28 protein-coding genes, 1 tRNA gene and 2 pseudogenes are annotated in these 22,798 nt (G+C 70.0%); 16 read left to right on the top strand and 15 right to left on the bottom strand.

The window, feature by feature from the left end; translation table 11 throughout:
* The first annotated feature begins 124 nt into the window (after positions 1 to 124).
* Positions 125 to 493: a hypothetical protein gene (locus PV350_RS30015; RefSeq protein ID WP_500337047.1), complete on the top strand. Its 369-nt coding sequence runs from the start codon at positions 125 to 127 to the stop codon at positions 491 to 493.
* 83 nt (positions 494 to 576) lie between these two features.
* Here the strand turns inward: PV350_RS30015 and PV350_RS30010 are convergent, their stop codons facing one another.
* Complete coding sequence (locus PV350_RS30010) at positions 577 to 873, bottom strand: GYD domain-containing protein (protein ID WP_499512369.1); 297 nt, start codon at positions 871 to 873, stop codon at positions 577 to 579.
* Positions 874 to 1,091: 218 nt separating this feature from the next.
* Between PV350_RS30010 and PV350_RS30005 the strand changes: the two genes are divergently transcribed.
* Complete coding sequence (locus tag PV350_RS30005; protein ID WP_499512368.1) at positions 1,092 to 1,613, top strand: SigE family RNA polymerase sigma factor; 522 nt, start codon at positions 1,092 to 1,094, stop codon at positions 1,611 to 1,613.
* The gene (locus tag PV350_RS30000) at positions 1,613 to 2,674 is read left to right on the top strand and encodes a hypothetical protein (RefSeq protein ID WP_500337044.1); all 1,062 of its coding nucleotides are present in this window, start codon (positions 1,613 to 1,615) and stop codon (positions 2,672 to 2,674) included. The genes PV350_RS30005 and PV350_RS30000 overlap by 1 nt, the downstream gene beginning before the upstream one ends.
* 169 nt (positions 2,675 to 2,843) lie before the next feature.
* Here the strand turns inward: PV350_RS30000 and PV350_RS29995 are convergent, their stop codons facing one another.
* Together PV350_RS29995 and PV350_RS29990 are read right to left on the bottom strand one after the other, a co-directional pair.
* Positions 2,844 to 3,896: a zinc-dependent alcohol dehydrogenase family protein gene (locus tag PV350_RS29995; protein ID WP_499512366.1), complete on the bottom strand. Its 1,053-nt coding sequence runs from the start codon at positions 3,894 to 3,896 to the stop codon at positions 2,844 to 2,846.
* 271 nt (positions 3,897 to 4,167) lie between these two features.
* Positions 4,168 to 4,611, bottom strand: coding sequence for a hypothetical protein (locus tag PV350_RS29990; protein ID WP_499512365.1), 444 nt, complete (start codon positions 4,609 to 4,611; stop codon positions 4,168 to 4,170).
* Between the two features lie 142 nt (positions 4,612 to 4,753).
* Here PV350_RS29990 and PV350_RS29985 point away from each other — a divergent pair, with 142 nt between their 5' ends.
* The 3 genes from PV350_RS29985 (at position 4,754) to PV350_RS29975 (ending at position 7,488) form a co-directional block, all read left to right on the top strand.
* A complete protein-coding gene (locus tag PV350_RS29985) occupies positions 4,754 to 5,647 on the top strand; it encodes a LysR family transcriptional regulator (protein WP_499512364.1) in 894 nt (297 codons plus the stop codon).
* Positions 5,648 to 6,410: 763 nt separating this feature from the next.
* Positions 6,411 to 7,034: a hypothetical protein gene (locus PV350_RS29980; protein WP_500337041.1), complete on the top strand. Its 624-nt coding sequence runs from the start codon at positions 6,411 to 6,413 to the stop codon at positions 7,032 to 7,034.
* Positions 7,035 to 7,176: 142 nt separating this feature from the next.
* Positions 7,177 to 7,488 carry a sigma factor gene (locus PV350_RS29975; protein WP_500337040.1) on the top strand — a complete coding sequence of 104 codons (312 nt, stop codon included), beginning with the start codon at positions 7,177 to 7,179 and terminating at the stop codon, positions 7,486 to 7,488.
* A 200-nt stretch (positions 7,489 to 7,688) separates the two neighbouring features.
* Here the strand turns inward: PV350_RS29975 and PV350_RS29970 are convergent, their stop codons facing one another.
* From PV350_RS29970 to PV350_RS29960, 3 genes are all read right to left on the bottom strand, one after another.
* On the bottom strand, positions 7,689 to 8,234 hold the full coding sequence (locus PV350_RS29970) for a GNAT family N-acetyltransferase (protein WP_500337038.1): 546 nt from the start codon (positions 8,232 to 8,234) through the stop codon (positions 7,689 to 7,691).
* A gap of 118 nt (positions 8,235 to 8,352) precedes the next feature.
* Complete coding sequence (locus PV350_RS29965) at positions 8,353 to 8,634, bottom strand: hypothetical protein (RefSeq protein ID WP_500337036.1); 282 nt, start codon at positions 8,632 to 8,634, stop codon at positions 8,353 to 8,355.
* A 204-nt stretch (positions 8,635 to 8,838) separates the two neighbouring features.
* Positions 8,839 to 9,252 carry an Imm10 family immunity protein gene (locus PV350_RS29960; RefSeq protein ID WP_500337034.1) on the bottom strand — a complete coding sequence of 138 codons (414 nt, stop codon included), beginning with the start codon at positions 9,250 to 9,252 and terminating at the stop codon, positions 8,839 to 8,841.
* A gap of 85 nt (positions 9,253 to 9,337) precedes the next feature.
* Here PV350_RS29960 and PV350_RS29955 point away from each other — a divergent pair.
* The 3 genes and pseudogenes from PV350_RS29955 to PV350_RS29945 form a co-directional block, all read left to right on the top strand.
* Positions 9,338 to 9,630, top strand: a pseudogene (locus PV350_RS29955) (replication initiator); the annotation flags it as partial.
* A gap of 15 nt (positions 9,631 to 9,645) precedes the next feature.
* Positions 9,646 to 9,815, top strand: a pseudogene (locus tag PV350_RS29950) (helix-turn-helix domain-containing protein).
* Entirely contained in the window at positions 9,815 to 10,966 is a 1,152-nt protein-coding gene (locus PV350_RS29945) for a tyrosine-type recombinase/integrase (protein WP_500337032.1), read from the top strand. Before PV350_RS29950 ends, PV350_RS29945 begins: the two are co-directional and overlap by 1 nt.
* Before the next feature lie 76 nt (positions 10,967 to 11,042).
* On the opposite strand, the gene PV350_RS29940 is transcribed toward PV350_RS29945, so the two are convergent.
* From PV350_RS29940 to PV350_RS29930, 3 genes are all read right to left on the bottom strand, one after another.
* Entirely contained in the window at positions 11,043 to 11,552 is a 510-nt protein-coding gene (locus tag PV350_RS29940; RefSeq protein ID WP_500337030.1) for a hypothetical protein, read from the bottom strand.
* Between the two features lie 212 nt (positions 11,553 to 11,764).
* Positions 11,765 to 11,837: transfer RNA gene (locus tag PV350_RS29935), tRNA-Arg, on the bottom strand.
* A gap of 89 nt (positions 11,838 to 11,926) precedes the next feature.
* Complete coding sequence (locus PV350_RS29930) at positions 11,927 to 12,409, bottom strand: MarR family winged helix-turn-helix transcriptional regulator (protein WP_500337028.1); 483 nt, start codon at positions 12,407 to 12,409, stop codon at positions 11,927 to 11,929.
* Positions 12,410 to 12,512: 103 nt separating this feature from the next.
* On the opposite strand from PV350_RS29930, the gene PV350_RS29925 reads away from it, so the two are divergent.
* From PV350_RS29925 to PV350_RS29915, 3 genes are all read left to right on the top strand, one after another.
* On the top strand, positions 12,513 to 12,923 hold the full coding sequence (locus PV350_RS29925; RefSeq protein WP_499512347.1) for an organic hydroperoxide resistance protein: 411 nt from the start codon (positions 12,513 to 12,515) through the stop codon (positions 12,921 to 12,923).
* Positions 12,924 to 13,176: 253 nt separating this feature from the next.
* Entirely contained in the window at positions 13,177 to 13,806 is a 630-nt protein-coding gene (locus PV350_RS29920) for a TetR/AcrR family transcriptional regulator (protein WP_499512346.1), read from the top strand.
* 121 nt (positions 13,807 to 13,927) lie between these two features.
* On the top strand, positions 13,928 to 15,439 hold the full coding sequence (locus PV350_RS29915; RefSeq protein WP_499512345.1) for an MFS transporter: 1,512 nt from the start codon (positions 13,928 to 13,930) through the stop codon (positions 15,437 to 15,439).
* Positions 15,440 to 15,533: 94 nt separating this feature from the next.
* On the opposite strand, the gene PV350_RS29910 is transcribed toward PV350_RS29915, so the two are convergent.
* Both PV350_RS29910 and PV350_RS29905 read right to left on the bottom strand, forming a co-directional pair.
* A complete protein-coding gene (locus PV350_RS29910) occupies positions 15,534 to 16,301 on the bottom strand; it encodes a dioxygenase family protein (protein WP_499512344.1) in 768 nt (255 codons plus the stop codon).
* Positions 16,302 to 16,310: 9 nt separating this feature from the next.
* A complete protein-coding gene (locus tag PV350_RS29905) occupies positions 16,311 to 16,958 on the bottom strand; it encodes a GTP cyclohydrolase II (RefSeq protein ID WP_500337025.1) in 648 nt (215 codons plus the stop codon).
* 102 nt (positions 16,959 to 17,060) lie between these two features.
* On the opposite strand from PV350_RS29905, the gene PV350_RS29900 reads away from it, so the two are divergent.
* Positions 17,061 to 17,561, top strand: a complete 501-nt coding sequence (locus PV350_RS29900) for a MarR family winged helix-turn-helix transcriptional regulator (protein ID WP_499512342.1) — start codon at positions 17,061 to 17,063, stop codon at positions 17,559 to 17,561.
* 12 nt (positions 17,562 to 17,573) lie between these two features.
* On the opposite strand, the gene PV350_RS29895 is transcribed toward PV350_RS29900, so the two are convergent.
* Positions 17,574 to 18,101, bottom strand: coding sequence for a GNAT family N-acetyltransferase (locus tag PV350_RS29895; protein WP_499512341.1), 528 nt, complete (start codon positions 18,099 to 18,101; stop codon positions 17,574 to 17,576).
* Positions 18,102 to 18,290: 189 nt separating this feature from the next.
* Between PV350_RS29895 and PV350_RS29890 the strand changes: the two genes are divergently transcribed.
* The gene (locus PV350_RS29890) at positions 18,291 to 19,277 is read left to right on the top strand and encodes a sigma-70 family RNA polymerase sigma factor (RefSeq protein WP_499512340.1); all 987 of its coding nucleotides are present in this window, start codon (positions 18,291 to 18,293) and stop codon (positions 19,275 to 19,277) included.
* A gap of 176 nt (positions 19,278 to 19,453) precedes the next feature.
* Positions 19,454 to 19,663 carry a hypothetical protein gene (locus tag PV350_RS29885; protein ID WP_499512339.1) on the top strand — a complete coding sequence of 70 codons (210 nt, stop codon included), beginning with the start codon at positions 19,454 to 19,456 and terminating at the stop codon, positions 19,661 to 19,663.
* A 12-nt stretch (positions 19,664 to 19,675) separates the two neighbouring features.
* Here the strand turns inward: PV350_RS29885 and mscL are convergent, their stop codons facing one another.
* Together mscL and PV350_RS29875 are read right to left on the bottom strand one after the other, a co-directional pair.
* The gene (gene mscL / locus PV350_RS29880; RefSeq protein ID WP_499512338.1) at positions 19,676 to 20,158 is read right to left on the bottom strand and encodes a large conductance mechanosensitive channel protein MscL; all 483 of its coding nucleotides are present in this window, start codon (positions 20,156 to 20,158) and stop codon (positions 19,676 to 19,678) included.
* Positions 20,159 to 20,345: 187 nt separating this feature from the next.
* Positions 20,346 to 20,942: a hypothetical protein gene (locus tag PV350_RS29875; RefSeq protein ID WP_500337022.1), complete on the bottom strand. Its 597-nt coding sequence runs from the start codon at positions 20,940 to 20,942 to the stop codon at positions 20,346 to 20,348.
* Positions 20,943 to 21,159: 217 nt separating this feature from the next.
* On the opposite strand from PV350_RS29875, the gene PV350_RS29870 reads away from it, so the two are divergent.
* The gene (locus tag PV350_RS29870) at positions 21,160 to 21,843 is read left to right on the top strand and encodes a helix-turn-helix domain-containing protein (protein ID WP_500337021.1); all 684 of its coding nucleotides are present in this window, start codon (positions 21,160 to 21,162) and stop codon (positions 21,841 to 21,843) included.
* Positions 21,844 to 21,888: 45 nt separating this feature from the next.
* Here the strand turns inward: PV350_RS29870 and PV350_RS29865 are convergent, their stop codons facing one another.
* Positions 21,889 to 22,749 carry a universal stress protein gene (locus PV350_RS29865; RefSeq protein ID WP_499512335.1) on the bottom strand — a complete coding sequence of 287 codons (861 nt, stop codon included), beginning with the start codon at positions 22,747 to 22,749 and terminating at the stop codon, positions 21,889 to 21,891.
* Between the last annotated feature and the right edge of the window lie 49 nt (positions 22,750 to 22,798).

Genomic DNA, 22,798 nt, shown 5'->3' with positions numbered 1-22,798 from the left:
CACGCAACCCCTCCCGGGGGTTACGGACTCAGGCCCCCGCGGAAAGGTTCCCGCCCGGCCCCGGCCCCGCGTCTAGCATGTGACCCCGCCGGTCAAGGGAACCGGCCGCGCCAAGGGGGGATCAATGGACGTCGAGCAGGTCATGGACTTCCTCGTCGACCACCGGGCACCCGCCGTCGTCCCCGGCTACGTCTCCGAACAGCTCCTCTCCATGTCGTGGATCATCGACGCCGAGCACATGGCCCGCATCGTCCAGGTGGCGCAGCGGTGGCTGCGGTCCGACGACCCGTTCCGCGCGGCCGTGGCGATCGGCCTGGAGAGCGAGACGTATCTCGCCGACTCCTGGGCGGAGATCGCCGTCCTGGCCGCACCCCTCAAGGAGCGGTTCCCGTCCATGGCCGCCGACGTGGACGCGTGGATGGCGCGGGCGGAACCCTCCTACGAGCGGCTGAGGCGCGGCTCCTTCTTCGAACAGGCCGCCGACGGCTCGTGACCGCGCTCCGCCCGGTCCTCCCAGCCGTCGTCCCGGGCGCCGGCCCGGAGTTCGTCCAGGTGCGATGGCGAGGCCATGGTTCCTCAGGCGGACGCCTTGGCGATGATGCCCTCGACCTCGTCACGCCCGAAGGCCCGCAGGGTCGTGCTGCGGATGTTGCCGATCGCGCCGAGCCGCAGCAGTGCCGCGGCGGCGGTCTCGTCGTCGGGTGCCTCGACGACCGCCACGAGGTCGTAGGGCCCGACGGTCCAGTAGATGTCCACGAGCCGCCCACCGACGTGCCGCAGGGCGTCGCCGAAGGCGTCGGCCCGGTCGGCCGTGTCGGCGTAGGCGCGGATCCCCTGGTCGGTCCAGCTCAGCAGTGTGATGTAGAGCGGCACGATCTCTCACCTCGACAAAGAGAGGAGCGTCCACTCACAGCGTATGTGCGCCCCTGACGGGCCGCATCCGGCGCGGGGGCGGCCGTCGCCCGATCATCGAGGATGCCGAACGCGCCGGTTCCGGTGCCCGAGTGGTGGGTCGTGCAACCTTTCGCCTTGCTTCTGGCATCAGGGTGTCGGGCTTCACCTGGAGTGCGGCCTGGAGAGGAGTGCCGTTCATGGCGGAGCGCGGGCGTGATGAGGAGTTCAGGGAGTTCGCCGAGTCCAGGGCGGACTGGCTGCGAAGAGTGGCCTTTTTGTTGTGTTCGGACTGGCATCGGGCTGATGACCTGGTGCAGGAGACCTTCACCAAGTTGTACGTGCACTGGCGGCGGATGCGGCGTGCGGAGAACCCGGACGGTTATGCCCGGGTGGTGCTGGTGAACACTTTTTTGGCGGAGCAGCGTTCGCCGCGGCTGCGGTGGGCGGTTCGGTGGCAGGGCCGGCCGGTGGAGGACCATCCGGCGCCGCCGGCCGATCCGGATGCCTCCCTTGATCTGCGGCGGGCGTTGGCTGCGATTCCGCCCCGGCAGCGTGCCACTTTGGTGCTGCGCTACTACCACGATCTGAGCGTCGAGCAGACCGCCGATGCGCTCGGTTGTTCTCCGGGGAACGTCAAGAGCCAGACGGCGCGCGGTCTTCAGGCCTTGCGTGGGGTGCTCGCCGCCCGTTCCGCCACTACTGCTGGGAGGACTCTGTGATGCGTGATCAGACCGATGAGTTGACCCGGGAGCTGGGTGAGTTGGCAGGTGCGGCTGCGCCCGCGAGTGGCGTCGATGTGGCCAGGGCGGTGCGGGAGGGCAGGGTACGGCTGCGGCGCAGGCGGTTCGCGGCGCTGGGCGCGGTGGCGGCCGCGGTGGCGGCGACCGCGATGGTGTCGTTCCTGCCGCCCGGAGTCGACCGGGCCGAGCGACCGACGCCGGCCGCGACCCGGGTCTGGACCGCCCCCACCCCCGCACCGGACACAGGGCACGCCCCCTTGACCGTGGAGGCGTCCTTCGGCTGGCTCCCGGCAGGCTTCGGCAAGATCGAATACTCGCCGCAGCAGAAAAGAACCGTCGTGAGCGCCGCGGGCAAGATCCCCGAAGGCGGTGTGACGGGGCCCGGCGTCTCGCTCGACGTCTACCCCGAGGGAACCAAGCCGTCGCTCGGGCGCCCCTGGTACCCCGGAGGTCCTCGGCAGTACCGGATCGACGCGTCGCCGGTCAACGGCCGCACCGCGTACTGGGTGGGGAAGAGCCCGACGGCCGCCTGGGGCCCCGCGGGTGTCTGGCACCTGCGCTGGCAGACCGCGGACGGCCGGTGGGCGGAGCTGCAGGGTGACGGTATGCCGGGGACCGCGGGGCAGCAGACCCTGCACAAGATCGCCGAAGGGGTCGTCGTGGCTCACCGGGCGATTCCGTTGCCGTACCGGATCAGCGATGTGCCCGCGGGATTCGCCGTTTCCGAAGCCTCCTTCGACATGGGGAGGAGGCCGGACGACGCGCCCTGGACGGCCACCGTCAACTTCATCGTCGGCGGGATGTACATCCACACCACGGTCCAGCCGGACCTGCCCGAGCCCACCATGAGCCTCCCGCCGGGCGCGGTTGTCCAGCGCTCCACGTCCACCTGCGTCCGGGAGGACGGCCTCAAGCTCTGCACCGGTTCGGAGTACGGCGTGGACGCCTACCACGCCGTGGGCGGCCCGAAGAGCTGGCTCAAGCGGTTCACCCTGCTCGGGACGGACCAGAACGACTGGACGACGAACGTGCTGGGCTGATGTCGACGGGCGCCCCGGAGCGGCTGCCCGAGCCCTGTGGCACGCATACGGTACGGCCGTGATCACGAGAAAGGGCCAGTTCCGGGGGATCAAGCCCCGGAACTGGCCCTTCGGTATGTGCCCCAGCAGTTCACCCACCACTGTTCGAGGGCTGCCGCGGTACGGCGCCCTACCCGAAGACGAAGAGTGGTTTGGCGCCGTGCGCGGGTGTCTCGGCGAGCGTGATGGCTTCGATGAAGCGTTCGAGCGGGAACGGCCGGCCTTCGGGGATGCTCAGCACGCCGTCGGCGACGAGATCGCGGACCTCGGACAGCGCGCGCAGCGCATCCTCAGGTGAGGCACTGCCGAACCAGCGGTTCAGCCAGAAGCCACGGACCGCTTTGGTCTCGTAGATGACCGAGCGCGCCGACAGCGGGATCGTCAGTGCTGCCGGGTCGGTCTGCCGATGGGTGGAGAGCGCGCCGTAGACCACGACCTGTCCTCCGGGAGCCAGTGCCTGGGACACCTGGGCACCCACGGGGCCCGCGACGCAGTCGATGGCCTTGCGCACGCCGTCCGGCCCTGCGATCTCGGCCACGCGGTCCACCAGGTCCTCGTCCTCCGTGCAGATGACCTCGTCGCCGCCGAGCGCCTTGATCTCCTCGACGGCATCGCGCCGCCGCACGACGTTGATCGTGCGCATACCCAGATGCCCGGCCAGCTGAATGACGAGCCGGCCGACGGTGGAGCCCGCGGCCGTCTGCAACAACCATTCACCCGGCTGTACGTCGAGTTCGCGAGTCACCAGGAGCAGCGCGGTCAACGGGTTGACGGCGAGCTGACAGGCGTCGGAGTCGCTCAGTTGGTCGGGGACCGGCAGGAGCCTTCGTGCATCGGCGACGAGGTATTCCTGCCACGTGCCGGCCACGCGCGGCCCGGGTACCGCCGGGACCGCGACGGTCACCACGCGCTCGCCGATCGTCAGTCCCCCCGCATCCGGGCCCAGGGCCTCGATGCGGCCCACGCATTCCATGTGCCCCCCGACGGTGGGAAACCCGGGGGAGAAACCGTAGCGGCCGCGCAGTACGTGCAGATCGCTCGCGTGAACCGGAGTCGCCTTCACCCGGATCAACGCCTGACCGGCCTCAGGCGTGGGGACAGGCCGGGATTCCAGCCGCAGGACGTCGGTCGGCTCGCCGACCTTTCCGGCCACGAGCGCGCGCATGGATTGTGGCACGGGCATGGGATCTCTCCTTTGGTCGAGGGCGGCATCGCCCGATGGGCAGTGAAGTGATGGGCGCACCGTGCCCCGCAAAAGTTCTCGCCCGCCTACACCTGCGGGTCGTCGATCAGGTCACGACCCTTGGCGGTGTCCGCGTAAAGAGCGGACAGTGTTCATTCTCCATGGTGCGGCCGGTCTTCGCTTTCGCCAGGTCGGCGAGAAAGGCGAAAATCGCCTCGGGTGACACAAAGGCCACCAGTTTTACCCGATTGCGAAACGGGCGGGAAAGTGTTCAGTCGCGGTCGGCATCCGACGGGTCGGCACAGTATTTCGCATACTCCGTACCGGCGAAGTGCTCGCCCAGCTTCCGGGAGAAGTACCGGAGCATCGGCAGCGGCCGGTGGTTCATCACAAGATGCTGCGTCTTCCCTTCGTCGTTCATGTAGACGACGGCGATATTGGCGATCGGCCTGCCGTCCACCGTCGCCGCGTAGTCCTCGACGAAGCCGTTCTCTCCGTATGTGCCGATGTAGATGAAGTCCTGGAATTCGTACAGGGTGCGCGCGTAGGACAGTATCGCGAGAACGTCCTTGGCTCCGTGGATGGTCCCGTTGAAGACACCGGCCTCCAGCGTCACATCATCGGCGAGATTGTCCAGCCAAGGAGGGTAGTAGTCCTTGCGCTGCCGCACCGGGTCGCCGCTGCCCAGATATGTCGGTGGCGTCTTGTAGGTCATCTCCAAGCCTCCTGTGGTGAGCCGTTTCCTCATTCGAGCAGTTCCCCCGGTGAACAGGGTCGCCGTACGCAACGGTCGCCGTCCAACGAAAGTCGGAGACCGCAGCCATCTCGCCGAGAGATACCTGTGGGATATTGGGAGTGTGGAACTGCGCCAACTCGAGCACTTCGTCACCGTCGCCGAGGAAGCGAACTTCACCCGTGCCGCCGCACGGCTGCACGTCGTCCAGTCCGCGGTCTCGACCACGATCAAGAACCTCGAGCGAGAACTCGGCACGCCGCTGCTGGAACGCACCTCCAAACGCGTCCTGCTCACCGATGCCGGTGCCGCCCTGCTCCCGCGCGCCCATGCCGCCCTCAACGCCGCCCGGGAAGCCGTGGACGCGGTGGCCGAGGTCCGCGGGGGACTGCGCGGCACCCTGCGGCTGGGCACGATGACCACGGTGGGGCTCATCGACCTTCCCGCGCTCCTCGGCGCATTCCACCGGCGTCACCCCGGCGTGCTCCTGCAGACCAGCGCCGCCGCCTCCGGCTCCCAGGGCCTGATCGACGCCCTCCTCGAACGGCGGCTCGACCTCGCCTTCGTCTCCCTGCCCGGACCGCATCCCACCGGCATCACGCTGACCGACCTCGTCGCCTCGGTGCTCGACCTCGTCGTGCCGGCCGGCCATCCGCTCGCGGAACGCCGCACCGTGCCGATCACCGAACTGGCCGGCCTGGACTTCGTCGACTTCCCCGTGAGCTACGGCATCAGGACCGTCGCCGATCAGGCCTTCGCCGCCGCCTCCGTGACCCGTCGTGTCGCCCTCGAGATCACCGACCTCCCCACCGGCGTGGCCTACGTCCGCAACGGCCTGGGCGTGGCGCTCCTGCCACGGCCCGCCCTCGCCAAGGCGGAGGGCGTCGCCACGCTGACCATCGACGGCGCCGACCTGGACTGGCCGTTCTCCCTGGCCACTGCGTCCGAGCGGACGCCCAGCGCCGCAGCGCGTGCCCTGATCGCGACAGCGCACGAGTTCCTCATCTGGCGAGGGTGAGGGCCGCCTTCGAGCGTGGGGACCGGGTGTCGAACGGCCGGCTCCGTAGGCACTTGCCTCGTGCCGACCTCCGCCCGCGAGCCGGCCGGTCGATCCCGGGGCGTGGGAAGATGCCGTCCATGACTTTCATCCGAAGGGGCCGTGCCGCGTAGAAGGCCGGCTTCGCTTCGACCGCGAGATCGCGGATGGGGAAGCCCTTGGATCCGTCGCCGCGATGTCCCGGGTCTGTCGGGGGCGGCGAATGCTGCCATCCGTGTGCTCGAACGGGAGCGGTTGTCCCCGGGCATCGTGGCAGTGGCGCTCAGCGCGTGGTCTGTGCGCGTTCACGGCACCAAGCGCCGGTGGAGGCCTTGGGAAGCCGAGTTCACGTGCCCCTGTTGTGGCGAGGGCTGGGCCCGGGACAAGCTGCAAGAGGCCCTGCTCCTCCTTCCGCCGCGGGCCGCCACCGAACTCCGAGTGCAGGTGGAACGCCTGGACACGGTCCTTCTCGGACGAACGCACCATGAGCCACTGGCGGACCCGGATCTGGCGTGGTGGCATCGCAGGTGCTGACCACGGACGTGCCCACTGGCCGTCCGGACACGCTTGGACGGTGCCCCGACCTCGCCCTCACCGGGCAACCCCCCGTACGGGGACGACCTTTAGGCTGTGCGGATCTGTCGTTCGTCTCGTGGGGGCTGACTTCGTGCGCGCCGTCCGATCCATCCGCCGATCCGGCCCCCGGAAGCCCCGCAGATCCAGATGCGCCGCGGGGGTCGTCGCGTTGGGTCTCCTCGGGGGGCCGGGGCTCTCCGGTTGTGCGGGCGGGGACAACCCCGACGACGCCAACGGCGGGCACGGGCCGATCCTGAGGAAGCTCTGGGACGTGCCGACGGGGTACGCGGGGGACTACGACTACGTGCATGCCGTCTGGGTGATGGACGACCGGATCGTCCGCGTCTCGAACATGTCGCTCGAGGCCATCCGGTTGTCGGACGGCCACAGCATGTACTACCGGCAGCTGGATTACCCGGCAAGTGCGTCAAGGGCACTGGACTCACAGGACCGGGGCCTGGTCGGCGGGTCCACGTACGACGCGCGTACCGGCACGGATCTGAACCCCATGGGAGGCGATGACGGTCGGAAGTTCGTGGCGAGAGAACCGGGCGTGACGCGGCAACCGATCCAGGAATGGCGGAAGAAGGGGCACAAGTACAACTCCTTCACCGCTCAGGATCCCGCGACGGGGAAGATCGTCGGCCGCTACTCCGTGCCGGAGCTGAACTTCATCGCGAAGGGCGAAGTGGAGAAGTGCTTCGCGATACGGCTGAAGGACGGGCGGATCGTCTTCGTCGCCTCGGACAACGTCGGCGACTACCTGGCCGCCGCCTATCGCGCACCGGAGTAGGCCGTGCCTGGAGGAGCCGCCGTCCGACCTCTCCGGGAGGGAGGCTACCGGGGGCACCTGGTGCTTCTGCCCGGCTGGTGACAGGCCGGTCACCGGTGACCCCCATGCACGGTGACGATCCCGCCGCACCACGACGGGAGAAATGACCGCCGTCAGCACGATGGGTCGTGCAACCTTTCGCCTTGCTTCTGGCATCAGGGTGTCGGGCTTCACCTGGAGTGCGGCCTGGAGAGGAGTGCCGTTCATGGCGGAGCGCGGGCGTGATGAGGAGTTCAGGGAGTTCGCCGAGTCCAGGGCGGACTGGCTGCGAAGAGTGGCCTTTTTGTTGTGTTCGGACTGGCATCGGGCTGATGACCTGGTGCAGGAGACCTTCGCCAAGTTGTACGTGCACTGGCGGCGGATGCGGCGTGCGGAGAATCCGGATGGTTGCAGTCCAGCACGTACGGGCAGCTGAGGCACGAGGTCGGCGGAGAGGCACTTCGCCGCCTCCGGTGCGAGCCTGTGGGAGCTGATGACCAGGACCGTGATTTCCAGTGGTTCCCCCTTCGGCACCCTCGTGTGTGGCACGTTCGCCGGAGCGGCTACTGAACTTGAATGCGTGATGTCGGGCCTGCCGCTCGGTGGTGAGGCCGCCTTGCGGCAATGAGCACGAGCTCACACGGACGGCGCGACCGGGGACCGGACGCCAAGCCACTGTTCGGCGCCGTCCTCGAACCGCGCCACCTCGGTGAAACCCAGCTTCGTCGCGAGGCGCGTCGAGCGGGCGTTGGCTGTTTGGGAGGTGAGCACGACTGGCTCGCCGGGGAGCGTGTCGGCGAACCAGTCGAGTGCCGTTGCGCACGCCTCGGTGGCGTACCCGTATCCCCACGCCTGAGGGAGGAACATGTAGCCGAGCTCGGCCTCGCCGCCTTCCGGGCGGACGTGACCCGGACGCTCTGGGGCACGCCGGTCAAGGGTGACGATGCCGATCAACGCTCCGTCGAGCTCGACCACAAAAAAGCCAGGGCGTCGTCCAGGCACCTCAGGCACCGCGCGCTCCAGCTCGTCACGCGGTCGAGGGCCACCGATGTAGGTGCCCACCTCTGGCGAGGCGAACAGCTCGATCAGCCCTGCGCGGTCGTGGGCCTCGGACTCGCGGAGCACGAGCCGCTCGGTCCTGATCGGGGCAGGTGGCCAGGCGACTGGTCCAAGTTCAATCATGGCGGGCAAGCTAACGCATGCCCGCCGGGCATGGACCCTTCATCGCTGCATGCTGGGCCCGTCATCAGCGAGCGGTAGGCCCGACATCACGCATTCAAATTCAGTAACGCCACTCCGGCTATGCCTTGAGGAGATCAAGGATGGCTTGGGCGGCAGCGGCGGGGTCGGCCGCCTCGATCCAGGAGTACTCGTCGGAGACGACGAACACAGGCTGACCGCCAGGCCGGCACTCAACTTCAACAGTCTCGACGCTTCCCGCGATTCGGAGCAGAAAGTCCGCGCCAACCCTCTCGCCGCTGGCCGCACGCTCAACGACAAGGTCCGGCACCTCCGCGCGGACGAGGCGGAAAGCATCGTCCAAGGGCCCACCGGTCTCACCAGATCCGGGGTCTACGTTCATGGTCCGGATCATGCCATCCGGGAGCTCACCAGGGCCGGCAGTGCATCGGCACTTGATTAGTTCTTCCGGAAGTGGTGAGCGAGTGCCCCACCTGCGCGCTTCCCTCCCCGTACCCCCGTTGACCTGGGTAGACGTGCTCGTTGGCTGTCATCGCGGTCAACCTCGGTTCGCCTTGCACGGCCCAGGACGGGCCGACCGCGCCTCCTACAGGGAGATCACCAAGGGACGGGCGTCAGGTCGCCCGTAGGTCAGGATGCGCGCAAGAACTTCGAGCATGCGAGCCACATCCGGAGCCGGCGCTCGCAGGACGGCTTCGACTGTCGGGTCCTCCAGCCCCAGCGCATCCACGGACTCAGGGCCCAGGGTGATCCGCAAGACATCTCCGTCCAGTTCGACCTGGCGCACACACCCGTACGCGGTGTTCTGGTCGGGCGTGACAACGCAGTGCGAGTCGAAGCCGAGACGCACGTCCTGTTCGTCGGGCTCGTCAAAGCGACACATGAATGACAGCGAGAAGTCCTCCTCGTCGTCGGACTCGGCGATCCCAGCGCTCAAGGTGCCGTCCGGCTCGGGATCGTCGAACCCGAACGCGATGTGTGCTTCAAATCTGAACGTCATGCGCGTGTTCTACCAGCGGCTGCTGACACCGAGAGAAATCCCGCGTGGGGTCGGTGGAACGGCTTCGGGCTGGAGCTGCCTTGGGCTCGGCTTCCGTGGCCACTTCTCCACCAGATCCCGACGTTACTCCACCACCCTTGGTGCACTGCGCCAGGAACGCGCCGACTACCGCGTCACCCAGGAACGCGACGTCCTCGGCTTGGAGCCCATCGATCCCGACACCGTGCTGGTCCTCGCCGACTGGCAATACGCCGGCCACGGCCACACCCCGGCGAATCGGTGCTTGCCGCGTCCATGGCCCGGGACATCCAGCTCAACCGCGAAACCGCCCGCGAAGCCCTGCGAGACCAACTGGCCCTGGAAGGAGCCGCAGCATGACGACCGCCAGCGGAGCTGCTGACCGTGCCGGAAGTCACGGCCCGGCTCAAGCTCGGACGCTCCACCGTCTACGACCTGATCCGCTCGCGCGCCTGGTCTCCATCACCATCGGCCGCGCCCGCCGCCTCCCCGCCCACGCCCTACGGGACTTCAGCGCCCGCGAGACCGAGGAAGCTGCAGCCTGATGCCCGGACAGCGCAAGCGCAACCCCAACGGCGCCGGCACCATCACCAAGCGCAAGGACGGCCGCTACCAAGCCGCCGTCTACGTCCTCCAGCCGGACGGCACCCGGGCCCGCAAGTTCGCCTACGGCAAGACCTGGGCCGAGTGCGACATCAAGCGCCGCGAGCTGCTCGACAAGGTCGACAGCGGCATCCCGGTGCCCACGCGGTCGGCCAAGCTTGCCGAATGGCTGCCGTACTGGCTAGACAATGTGGTCAAGCCGCGCCGCAAGCTCAGCACCTACGACAAGTACGAAGCGCACGTAAGGCTCTACCTGGTGCCCCGACTCGGGTCCAAGCGGCTGGAATCCCTGGGCGTCGCCGATGTCCGCCGCTTCCTGAACGGCTTGGAGCAGGACACCACCGGCCCAACCGCCAAGAAGTCACACCGGGTTCTGCGTACGGCGCTCTCGGCGGCCTGCCGTGAGGAGCTGGTGGCCCGCAACGTGGCTGCGCTGGTCGAGCCGCCACGGCCTCGGGCCCGTGAGTTGGGCCCTTGGACGCTGGACGAGACGCTTACCTTCCTCGCCGCCGCGCGTAAGGATCCGCTCTACGCGGCCTTCGTGCTTGCCATCGCCATGGGCCTGCGCCGGGGCGAGATCATCGGCCTTCGCTGGACGGACGTCGACCTGGACAAACGCGTCCTCTACGTCCGGCAGCAGACACAGCGCCGGCGCGGGGTGCTGTACGACGACGACCCCAAGGGCCGCCGTCGCCGGGCTGTGCCCATGCCTGCGCTGTGCATCGCGCCGATGCGCTGGCACCGGATGCGGCAGACGGCCACCCAGCAGCGTGCAGGGGAGAAGTGGCAGGACAACAGCGGCTACGTCTTCACCACCCGGACCGGCAGGCCGATCGAGCCCCGCAACCTCTACCGCTCGTTCACCCGGGTCGCAGACGGCGCCCGACTCCGCGCCATCCGGCTGCACGACGCTCGGCACGGCTGCGCCACGCTGCTGACCGCGGCCGGCGTGGCTCCGCGCGTGGTGATGGAGATCCTCGGCCACAGTCAGATCAGCATCACCATGGACGTCTACACGCACGTCGTGCAGGACACTCAGCGCGAGGCCATCAGCCACATGGACCGCCTGCTGAGGAGGCGTGTCGACCGGTGACCGGCCGCCCGATGCCGTGAATGCGACGGAGACCCCGGGCAATGGCAGCCCGGGGTCTCCGTCGTTGAACGCTGGCTCAGCGTCTCGGGGCTGACGACGACCGGTTCCGCAGCAGTTCGTGAACAGCGCGGACGACATCGCTGGTGATCTCTTCCCACGGGGTTGACCAGTTCTCGTTCCAGTCGTCGAGCGCGATGGCGCACGAGACGATGGGCTCCAACTCAGGCGGATACCGGAGTTCACTGGCTGCTTCGGTCCAGATCATGTCCGCGCCGGTTGCGGGGTCGAGCGACCCATCGGCGATCTGCTCGGCAAGCCAGTAGGCCAGTTCCCAACGAGCGGCAGTCGGATCCGCCGGTGGTTCGAAGACGAAGCCGAGCTCGTCCATCACCTGATCGAACAGCTCGGACGCTTCGGGTTCCTCGCGCCGCCCGAGGCCGGCAAGGAGTGGCAGCGACGGCGTGTCCACGTCGGCCAGGAGGGCGTCGAGAGCCGCTGCGATGAGCCGATCAGAGCCCACGGGCCGTCCGAACGCACGCGACCGCGCGAGCATCCTCAGCTGCCTGACGGCCTCGTCCTTGGTCACGTCCGCACCCCCTTGTCGACCATGCCGGACCGGCATCGTGTCACGTCGGTAGAGCTCGGTCGCAAGCGGTTTTGGGGCACGACACGGCAGGCGGAAAGACCACATCCAGAGGCGGAAGACCAGCGCGATAGCTGCCGTCGACCGCTGCCGTTGATGTCGAAAGTGGATGTCAAAGGCCCCGGACCTTGATCGGTCCGGGGTCTTTTCCCTTGTGCCCCAGGCAGGATTCGAACCTGCGACACCCGCTTTAGGAGAGCGGTGCTCTATCCCCTGAGCTACTGAGGCGGAGGCGTGGGACAGCCTAGCGGATGAGGGTCAGGGGTGTGCCGGCGATTGCGCCGGGTGCCGTGGTGTGTGGCGCCCCGCGAGGGGCGTCAGCCGCAGGGCGGGCCGTCGTTGAGGTCGGCGGCGGTGAGGGCCGCGGTGAGGCGGTCGACGCGGGCGCGGAGGTCGTTGATCTCCTCCAGGTCGAGGCCGGTGGCGGCGGAGATGCGGAGCGGGATCTGGAGGGCCTTGGTGTGCAGCGCGGTGCCGGCGTCGGTGAGGTGGACGGTGACGGAGCGCTCGTCGTCGGTGGAGCGCTCGCGGCGTACGAGGCCGGTGGCCTCGAGGCGCTTGAGGAGGGGGGAGAGGGTGCCGGAGTCGAGGCGCAGGTGCTCGCCGATCTTCTTGACCGGCAGGGCGCCGTGTTCCCAGAGCACGAGCATCACCAGGTACTGGGGGTAGGTGAGGCCGAGGTCCTTGAGCACGACGCGGTAGACGCCGCCGAAGGCGCGCGAGGCGGCGTGCAGGGAGAAGCAGATCTGGTTCTCGAGCCGGAGGTGGTCCCCGGCGCGGGCGGGCGCGGTGGCGGTCATGGGTCCAGGGTAGCCCGACCGTCCACGTTTTAGTTGTGTGCAACTCAGTTGTGTGCTCTACTTGTCGTCAACGGGATCGCAACCGATCGAAAGAGGACGTTCCATGGACGCGCTGTACACCGCTGTCGCCACCGCCAACGGCCGTGACGGGCGCGCCGTCAGCTCCGACGGCCAGCTCGACCTGGCGCTGGCCATGCCGCCGGCGCTCGGCGGCAACGGACAGGGCACCAACCCCGAGCAGCTCTTCGCCGCCGGCTACGCCGCGTGCTTCGCCAGCGCCCTTGCCCTGGTCGGGCGGCAGGCGAAGGTGGACACCAGCGAGATCTCCGTGACCGCCGAGGTGACCATCGGCAAGGACGACACGAGCTTCGGCCTGGCCGTCGTGCTCCGTGCCGAGCTGCCGTCGGAGCTGGAGAACGAGACCGGCCGCACCCTGATCGAGCAGGCCCACCAGGTCTGCCCCTACTCCAAGGCGACCCGGGGCAACATCCCGGTCGAGCTCGTCGTGGAGTAAGCGGAGCAGGCATCGGCAGGAGCGGAAGGGCCCCGGGCGCGCGGTAGCGTCCGGGGCCCTTCCCGTGCGTGCGGGACCGGACGGTCCGGGAGGCCCCCCAAGCGCTGCCGGAGCCACCCGCATTGATTGTGACTCAGCTCACAAGCGACCCTGAAATATCCGGGGAACGGCTCCCCGTTTACACCTACGTCGCACAAACGGGGACTCGCTCCCCGGAACCGAGCGCCACCGAGGACAGAGAGGAGTACCCGTCATGGCAGTCGTCGCCACGAAGCTCCGCGCGGACGCCACGCGCAACCGCGAGCGGATCATCGTCGCCGCCCGCGAGGTGCTCCTCGAGCACGGTACCGACGCCCCGCTCGACGAGATAGCCAAGCGGGCGGGTGTGGGCAACGCCACCGTCTACCGGCACTTCGCCGACCGCCAGGAGCTCGCGCTCCAGGTGGCCCTGTCGGTGACGGACAGGATCACCCGGCGGGCCGAGGAGGCGCTGGCGCAGGAGCCGGACGCCTTCGACGCGCTGCGCCGCTTCGTGCACGAGGCGGCCGACGAGCGCGTGGGCGCGCTGTGCCCGATGCTCTCCACCGGATTCGGCAAGGGGGACCCGCGGCTCGAGGAGAGCCGCATACGCTTGGAGCACGCGATCGAGGAGCTGATGGCCGCCGGGCGGCGGTCCGGACGGCTCCGCGCCGACATCGACGTCGGCGACGTGATGGTGGCCGTCAGCCAGCTGACGCGGCCGCTGCCCGGTAAGCACTGCGGCAGCATGGAGCGCTTCATCCGCCGTCATCTGCAGTTGTTCGTGGACGGCCTGGAGGCGCCGGCGCGCTCCGAACTCCCGGGTGACTCCGCCACTTTCGAGGACCTTCGGCAATGTCGCTGAGTTCCGTCTGCCGAACGGGCGCCCCCGCGTAATTCACTCGCCCACAACATTTCTGTTACGTACCGTATGTCCTCTTCGTCTTCAATGTCGTCATCTCTTCGTACCGTTAGTGAGTTCATCCATGCCTGATCTGGCACACGCCCAGCGCTGGAAGGCGCTGGCCTTCATCGCGATAGCCCAGCTGATGGTCGTCCTCGACGGCACCATCGTGAACATCGCCCTGCCCTCCGCCCAGACCGACCTGGGCATCTCCGACGCCAACAAGCAGTGGGTCATCACGGCCTACGCACTGGTCTTCGGCGGCCTGCTGCTCTTCGGCGGACGCATCGCCGACCTGTGGGGCCGCCGCCGCACCTTCGTCACCGGCCTGATCGGCTTCGCGGCTGCCTCCGCGATCGGCGGCGCCGCGGCCAACGAGGGGGTGCTCTTCGGTGCCCGCGCTCTGCAGGGTGCCTTCGGCGCGCTGCTCGCGCCGGCCGCGCTGTCGCTCCTCGCGGTGATGTTCACCGAGGCCAAGGAGCGCGCCAAGGCGTTCGGCATCTACGGCGCCATCGCCGGTGGTGGCGGTGCCGTCGGCCTGATCCTCGGTGGTGTGCTCACCGAGTACCTGGACTGGCGCTGGACGTTCTTCGTCAACATCCCCTTCGCCGCCGTCGCCGCGTTCGGTGCCATGCGCTTCGTCCACGAGCCCGCCGGCAGCCGCAACAGCAGCGGCCTGGACATCCCCGGCGTCGTGCTGGCCACCGCGGGTCTGGTCTCGCTGGTCTACGGCTTCACCCGCGCCGAGACCCACGGCTGGAGCGAGGGCACCACGATCGGCCTGTTCGTGGCCTCGGTCGTGCTGCTGGTCGCGTTCGTGGTCGTCGAGGCCCGCGTGAAGGCCCCGCTGCTGCCGCTGCGCGTGGTGACCGACCGCAACCGCGGTGGCGTCTACCTCTCGCTGGGCCTGGCCATCATCGCGATGTTCGGCCTGTTCCTCTTCCTCACCTACTACCTGCAGGTCGTCCAGGGCTACTCCGCGCTGAAGACCGGCTTCGCCTTCCTCCCGATGATCGCGGGCATGATCGCCGGTTCCACGCAGATTGGCGCGCGTCTGATGACCCGCGTCCGTCCGCGCCTGCTGATGACCCCGGGCTTCCTGGTGGCGGGTCTGGGCATGCTGCTGCTGACCCAGCTGTCGGTCGACAGCTCCTACGCGGGCCTGGTCCTGCCGGCCGAGATCCTGCTCGGCCTCGGCATGGGTACGGCGTTCATGCCGGCCATGAGCCTGGCCACGCACGGTGTCGAGCCGCGTGACGCGGGTGTCGCCTCCGCCATGGTCAACACCTCGCAGCAGGTCGGCGGTGCCATCGGCACGGCGCTGCTGAACACCATCGCGGCCAGCGCCACCACCACGTGGGTCGCCGCACACGCTGCCGAGGCCCGTACGCTCGGCAAGCAGGGCTTCGTCAACGCCGCGGCCGTGCACGGCTACTCCACCGCGATCTGGTGGGCGGTCGGCATCCTGGCCCTGTCCGCGATCATCGCCTTCACCTTCATCACCACCACCGGTGGCGGCGGTGTGGTGGCGGCGTCCGGCACCAAGGACGCCGAGGGCGCAGAGGAGGTCGCCGTCCCGGTGATCGCCCACTGACGGACGCGTCGACGACGACGGCACGCCGGAGACGGCGAGTACGGCGAAGGGCCCCGCTTCATGGGAGGAAGCGGGGCCCTTCGCGTTGCGGAGACTACCGGCCGAACTGCACGGACCGTTTGGCCAGGCCCATCCAGAAGCCGTCGATGACGCTGCGCTGGGCGCCGAGGTCGTCCTCGGCCGCGCCCATCGTGACGAAGAGCGGTGCGAAGTGCTCGGTCCTGGGGTGGGCGAGCCGCCCGGCGGGGGACTTGTGCTCGAAGTCCAGCAGGGCGTCCACATCCTGCCCGTCCAGCGCGCGGTGCCCCCAGTCGTCGAACTCCGCCGACCAGCCCGGCACCCCGCCGGCGTGCCGCAGCGCGGCCAGATTGTGGGTGAAGAAGCCGCTGCCGACGATCAGCACGCCCTCGTCGCGCAGCGGGGCGAGCCTGCGCCCGACGTCCATGAGTTCCTGCGGGTCGAGCGTGGGCATCGAGACCTGCAGCACGGGGACGTCGGCGTCCGGGTACATCTCCACGAGCGGGACGTACGCCCCGTGGTCCAGGCCGCGGTCGGGGATGTCCTGGACGGGAGTGCCCGCGCCGCGCAGCAGCTTGCGCACCGAGTCGGCCAGCGCGGGCGCGCCCGGGGCCGCGTACCGCACCTCGTAGTAGTGGCGGGGGAAGCCCCGGAAGTCGTAGACGAGCGGGACCGTGGTGGTGGCGCCGAGGGCGAGCGGGGCCTCCTCCCAGTGCGCGGAGACCATGAGGACCGCCGTGGGGCGGGGGAGCCCGGCGGACCAGGCGGCCAGTTCGCCGGGCCACACCGGGTCGTCGGCGAGCGGCGGGGCGCCGTGCGAGAGGTAGAGGGCGGGCATGCGCATGGGGCCTCCTCAGGCCGGGAGGTCGAGGGTGTGGTGGGTGTGCTCGGCCTTGGCGCGCAGGTAGCGCACGTTGTCCTCCGACAGGTGGACCCCGGTCGGCACCCGCTCGGTGATCGTGACGCCCAGCGCGGACAGCTGCGCCGCCTTGTCGGGGTTGTTGCTGAGCAGGCGGACGGCGTCGACGCCGAGGGCGCCGAGCATCTGGGCGGCGGCGGTGTAGTCGCGTTCGTCGTCGAGGCGGCCGAGGGCGCGGTTGGCGGCGTAGGTGTCCAGGCCCTCGTCCTGGAGGGCGTACGCGTCGAGCTTGGCGTACAGGCCGATGCCGCGGCCTTCCTGGCGCAGGTAGAGCAGGTAGCCGCCGGTCTCGGCGATGCGCTGCACGGCCTCGCGCAGTTGGGGGCCGCAGTCGCAGCGCGCGGAGCCGAAGACGTCGCCCGTCAGGCACTCGGAGTGCGGGCGGACCAGCGGAGACGTCGCGCCCTCGTGAGGGCCGAGGCCGAGCGCGATGTGCTCCTTGCCGTCGGCGAGGCCGGTGAAGGTGAAGACGTCGGCCGGGGTCGTCCAGCCGTCGGGGAAGGTCAGGGGGATCCGCACCCGGGTGCGGGTGGCCGCGCGCGACGGGGCGGGGGCTGCGTCCGGTGCGGTCGGGGTCGTCATACGGCTCCCTCACCTGAAGAGTTCCTTGAAGTCTCAAGCTGGCAAGGGGGAACGTACCGGCGATTGCTTGAAAGTTCAAGGTCGAATTCGTAGAGTGGGAGGATGACGACGAGAGCCCCCGAACCCCGCTGGCTGAGCGAGGAGGAGCAGCGCGCCTGGCGCGCGTACATGGCGTCCACCCAGCTGATCTCGGACGCACTCGACCGGCAGCTCCAGCGCGACGCGCGGATGCCGCACGCGTACTACTCGCTGCTGGTGTGGCTCTCGGAGACCCCCGACCGCCGGATGCGCATGACGGAGCTGGCCGAACGCTCGAAGATTACGCGCAGCCGGCTCTCCCACGCCATCTCCCGCCTGGAGGAGAACGGCTGGGTCCGTCGCGAGAACTGCCCCTCCGACCGGCGCGGCCAGCTCGCGGTCCTCACCGACGAGGGCTTCGCAGCGCTCGCCGCGGCCGCTCCCGGCCATGTGGAGGCGGTGCGCGGGGCGATCTTCGACCGGCTCTCGGAGGAGCAGGTGCGCCAGCTCGGCGAGATCTGCCGGGTCATCGCCGAGGGCCTGCAGCCGCAGAACGGAGCGGTGGACCTTCCCTGGCTGCGCTGAGCGCGCGCCGGTTCAGGTCAGGTCCTTCTCGTACCAGGCGACGTCCCAGTAGCGGCCGAACTTCCGGCCGACCTCGCGGTAGACGCCCAGCGGGCGGAAGCCGAAACGGGTGTGCAGGCGGACGGACGCCTCGTTGGGCTGCGCGATCCCGGCGTACGCGCGGTGCAGGTCCTCGCCCCGCAGGGCCTCGAAGAGCGCCGTGTAGAGCAGGGTGCCGACGCCGCGGCCCCCGGCCTCCGGGGCGCAGTACACGGAGGTCTCCACCGAGGTGGAGTACGCGGCCTTCGGGCGGAACGGGCTGCTCGTGGCGTATCCGAGCAGTGCGTTCGTACCGTCCTGTTCCGTCCCGTGGGCAACCAAAAGGCGGTGCGGTCCGTCTTCCGGGTGGGAGAGCAGCCAAGGGCGGCGCTGTTCCGGGGAGAAGGGCTCCAGGTCGAATGTGACCGGTGTCTCACGGACGTAGTGGTTGTAGAGGTCGGTGAGGGCCTGCAGGTCCTCTTCCCCACCCGGCCTGACCTGCACTTCGACGGACTCGGGCAATGATCCACCTCCGGCTGTGGCCGGACAGGGTACTGCAAGATCGTAAAAAACGGGGCGGCGCTTGGGAATTGTGTCCGGATTCCAGTCGTTATCTCTTTTCGAGTGGGCAGCCGAAAGGCACGCGTGAAGCTGCTGGAGGGGCAGCTCACTCGATCCGACACCCGACCGAACCTTCGCAAGGGAGCACGCATGGCAACCCGTGCCGTCGCCCGCAGCACCACCGGCGGGAACAGCAGCGCTCGCGCAGGCCACGGCGAGATGGCCGACCGCGACCTCGTCGGCATGTACCTCGACGAGATCGCGCGCACGCCGCTGCTCGACGCCGCGCAGGAAGTCGAGCTTTCCAGGGCGATCGAGGCCGGCGTCTACGCCGAGCAGCTCCTCGCGGGCGAGGAGCTGGGTCAGGGAGCGGACGCCGACCGAGAGGAACTGGAGACGATAGCCGCCGCGGGTGCGCGGGCCAAGGACGTCTTCATCCGTTCCAACCTGCGCCTGGTCGTCGCCGTCGCGCGACGCTATCCGCGCAGCGGCCTGCCGCTGCTCGACCTCATCCAGGAGGGAAACGCAGGCCTGGTACGCGCCGTCGAGAAGTTCGACTACACCAAGGGCTTCAAGTTCTCCACGTACGCGACGTGGTGGATCCGTCAGGCGATCACCCGGTCCATCGCGGACCAGTCGCGCACCATCCGGCTCCCCGTCCACCTGGTGGAGGAGCTGGGGCGGGTGCGCCGGGTGCAGCGCGAGTTCAACCGCGAGCACGGGCGCGACCCGGAGCCCGCGGAGATCGCGGCCGAGCTCGGCTCCACCCCGGAACGGATCTCCGACGTACTGGACTGGGCGCGCGACCCCGTGAGCCTGAACATGTCGGTGGATGACGAGGGCGAGACCCAGTTCGGCGATCTCGTCGAGGACACGTCGGCGGCCTCGCCGGAGGACTCCGTACTCGTCATGCTGCGGCGTGAGGAACTGGAGGATCTGATCGACCGGCTCGACGACCGGACGGCGTCCATCATCCGGGCGCGGTACGGGATCGTGGACGGCCGTGAGCGCACGCTGACCGAGGTCGGCAAGCAGCACGGGCTGACGCGTGAGCGGATCCGGCAGATCGAGAAGCACGCGCTGGCGGACCTCAAGCGCATGGCGCGCGCAACCGGGCTGTCCATCGAGGCGGCCTGACGTCAGGCGGGCGCCGCTGCAGGCGCCCGCGCCACCACAGACTCGAGCCCCGGCGCCACCCCCCTGTGCCGGGGCTCGACCCTTTCCCGGGCCGGCCCGGTCGTGCGTCGCCCGCGTGCGTACTGCCGGGCCTTCGTCGCGGCCGGGCGTGTGGACGGCCCCGTACCCTGGACGGCATGAGCAGCACCCCCGACCCCGCTACGGGGCCCGCCGCGGCCCCGGCCCCGCAAGCGCCGCGCGAGCACGTGCCGGCGCTGGTCTTCGACGACCCGCTGGACCGGCAGTCGTCCGACGACACCGACACCGGGTGGGGCGAGCGCCCCGGCCAGGGTGGTGCGGGAGATCTCGCGCGCTTCCTCGACGAGAAGCCCCCGCACCACATCTGAGGCGGACGGTCGCTACGGATGCGTCCGGTTGGTACCGCTGTGGCCGCCGTAGGGGGAGGGGATGCCGGGAGCGCCGCCGTGGCCCTGCTGCTGGCGGGCGAGCAGGTCGCGTATCTCGGTCAGCAGCTCCAGCTCCGTCGGGCCGGCCACCGCCGCTTCCTTGCCCTCCTTGCGCCGCTCGTTGAGCTTGTTCATCGGCAGGATCAGCAGGAAGTACACGACCGCCGCCGTGATGAGGAACGTCAGTGCCGCGCCGGCGACCGCGCCCCACAGGAGGCCCACGCCCTTCGTGAGCTCGCCGTTGACGACGGTGCAGGGCGACTCGATGCAGAGGGTGTAGCCGTCGAGGTTCTTGGTGCCGATGGCACCGATCACCGGGTTGATGAGGCCCTTCACGAACGCGTCGACGATCTTGCTGAACGCGGCGCCGACGACGACCGCCACAGCGAGCTCGACGACGTTGCCACGCAGCAGGAAGGCTTTGAAGCCCTTCAAGGGACGATTTCCTTTCGAAGAACGACCGTGCAGTTCGGCCCGGGGGACCCGTGGGGCCTGGTGGTGTCCGCCGGGCGCCGCCGGCGTGGGGGCCGGCGGTGACGGAGGTGGGTGAGCGGTTCGGCCTCCGAGGGTAAGGGGTGGCGCCGCGGGCCTCCCCGCCGGTTGCCTTTCTCACGGAGTGCGGCTAGCGCAGCGCCACCGCCAGGGGCGAGGTGGCCGCGGCGCCGGACAGCGCCGCCGCCGTCCGGCGCGGGACCGACAGCACGATGAGCGCACCGCCTCCGAACCCGCCCCCGTCCACGCCGGTCGCCCCGCCACCCGGGGCGCCGTCGGCGGAGGAGGGCACGGTCACCACGGGCGCCCCGCGGGCCACCACGCGTGCCGCCGCGAGGATGTCCACCCGGTCACCGGGCCGCACCAGCCCGGCGGCCGCAGCGTCCGCGATGCGCACCGGCGCCCGCACCATGTCCCGCGCGGCCGCGGCGGGCGCCGGAGCGGGGCCCTCCCGCCCGGCCCGGCCGTGCTGCGGATCCGTACGGGGCGCCGCGGCGGCCAGCGCGGCCGCGGTCATCGCCAGGCCCGCGGCCATCATCCGCCGCCGCCGGCGCAGCGCGCGCCGCAACCGGTGCCGCCCGCCACCCGCCCTGATCGGTGCGAACACCGGAACCACGCACGGGGCGGGCGCGCCCACCCCCGCGCCCGCCGACGGCACCGGCACGTCACCGCCGTCCGTCCACAGCGCGCATCCACCGCTGTCCACCATCTCGACCACCCCCGTCATCGGGCCCTCGTCCGCCGGCGCATCCGGCCTGGCAGGACCACCATGACGCATCGCGGCGCCGCCCCCCGGCGGCCTGTGGAGTACCGACCGGTTGTGGATAACTCGGTCACCCGTTCGAGGGGATGGACCGGGCGGGTCTGGCGGCGCGGCGCCCGCGGTGGTGTGCTTGCTGGTAACGAACCGAAGCGTCCGAGCCCGAGAGCGGGAGGTGGTCGACGTGCCCAGGCAGTCATTGCGCGACGGCCCGTCCGAGAGGTCGAGAGCCCATCCGGGGGACGTCAGCCGTCGCGTCGCGCAGCGGCGGGAACAACTGGGGCTCAGCCGCGAGGAAGTGGCCGCCAAGGCCGGTATGACGCCGAGCTACGTGCGGTACGTGGAGGAGCAGTGCCATCACACCATCGGGACCAACGCCCTGCTCCGGCTCGCGGGGGCGCTGCGGACCACCGCCAGCCACCTCCTGGGGGGCGACGCCGAGCACGTCCCCGGGGAGACGGAGGCCGTCGGCCCGCCGGTGATGGAGGAACTGCTGTCGCAGGAGTGCTGGACCCGGCTCTCCGGCCATGACGTCGGCAGGATCGCGCTCACCACCTGCGGCGGCCACCCCGCGGTCGTCCCGGTGAACTACGCGGTCGTCGACGGGGCCATTGTCTACCGCACGGCCGCGGACGCGCCCCCGTCCCTCGCCCAGGGCAGCGAGGTCGCCTTCGAGGTCGATCAGCTCGACGCCTGCCTCAGCGCGGGATGGAGCGTGCTCGTCCTCGGGGTCGCCGAGCACGTCGTCGATCCCGAGGACGCCCGCGTCCTGGAGGCCCACCCCGGCCCGTGGTCCGGGGGTGAGGACGATCTGTGGATACGCATCGTCCCCACCCACATCACGGGCAGCCTCATACGCACCGCGTAGCGCGCGGAGAGGCCTTCGCGGCCCGCCCGCCGAGGGGTACCGGGGTCAGGCGTGGTGGAAGACGGCCACGGGACAGTGTGCGTGGTGCAGCACGGCATGGGTCACATGGGCCAGCCGGCCGCTGGAGCGCTGATGCCGTCGGGCACCCGCGACGAGCAGATCGGCATGGGCCGAGGCATCCACCAGGGCACCGCTCGCGGAGGAGGCCTTGACCAGGTCCACGGTCACGGTGATGTCCGGATACTCCTCGCGGATCGTGTCGGCGACATGCTGCTCCGCCGCTGCCTCCCGGTCACCGACGGACGTGGCGTCGTCCAGCCCCGGCACCATCTCGCCCACGGCCCCGAGCAGGCTCCATGCGGTCAGGAGACGCAGGGTGGCCTTCCGCAGCCGGGCCTCGTCGGCGGCGAAGCGCACGGTGGCCAGATCGGTCTCGTCCCGGATCCCGACCAGGACGACACCGGTGGAGGGCTGCTCGCTGCCCCGCACGACGACCACGGGCCCGCGCGCCTGGGTCGCCACCCGCAGCCCGACCGAGCCCAGCAGCAGTGCGTGGAAGCCACCGCGTCCACGGCAGCCGACGACGGTCAGGCCCTCCGCCAGGGACTGGTCCAGCAGACTTTCGGCGGGCTTGCCCTTGCCGAGTGAGGTGGAGACCGCCAGGTCCGGATAGCGGCCGGTGGCCGAAGCCGCCGCTTCGTCCAGCAGGGCGCGGCCTCCGTCGAGGACCAGCTGTGCGGTCTGGGGGGACAGGGCTCTGCCGGAACGGGTCTCGATGCCGGCCGCGTGCAGGATGTGCAGCGGGCGATCGCGCAGCACGGCCTCACCGGCGGCCCACATCACCGCAGCGGTGGCGCGGGGCGAGCCGTCCGTGCCGACCACGACCGGTCCGTGGGTGGTGTCCATGGCGGTGCCTCCTTCTCGCTGTCGCTCGGCTCCGTCCCCACCCGTCCCG

This window comes from Streptomyces sp. PA03-6a, from assembly GCF_033792765.1.
In the GTDB taxonomy this organism is placed as follows: domain Bacteria; phylum Actinomycetota; class Actinomycetes; order Streptomycetales; family Streptomycetaceae; genus Actinacidiphila.
Note: the sequence above shows the minus strand (reverse complement) of the source record. Positions and strands in the feature narration are given on the sequence as shown.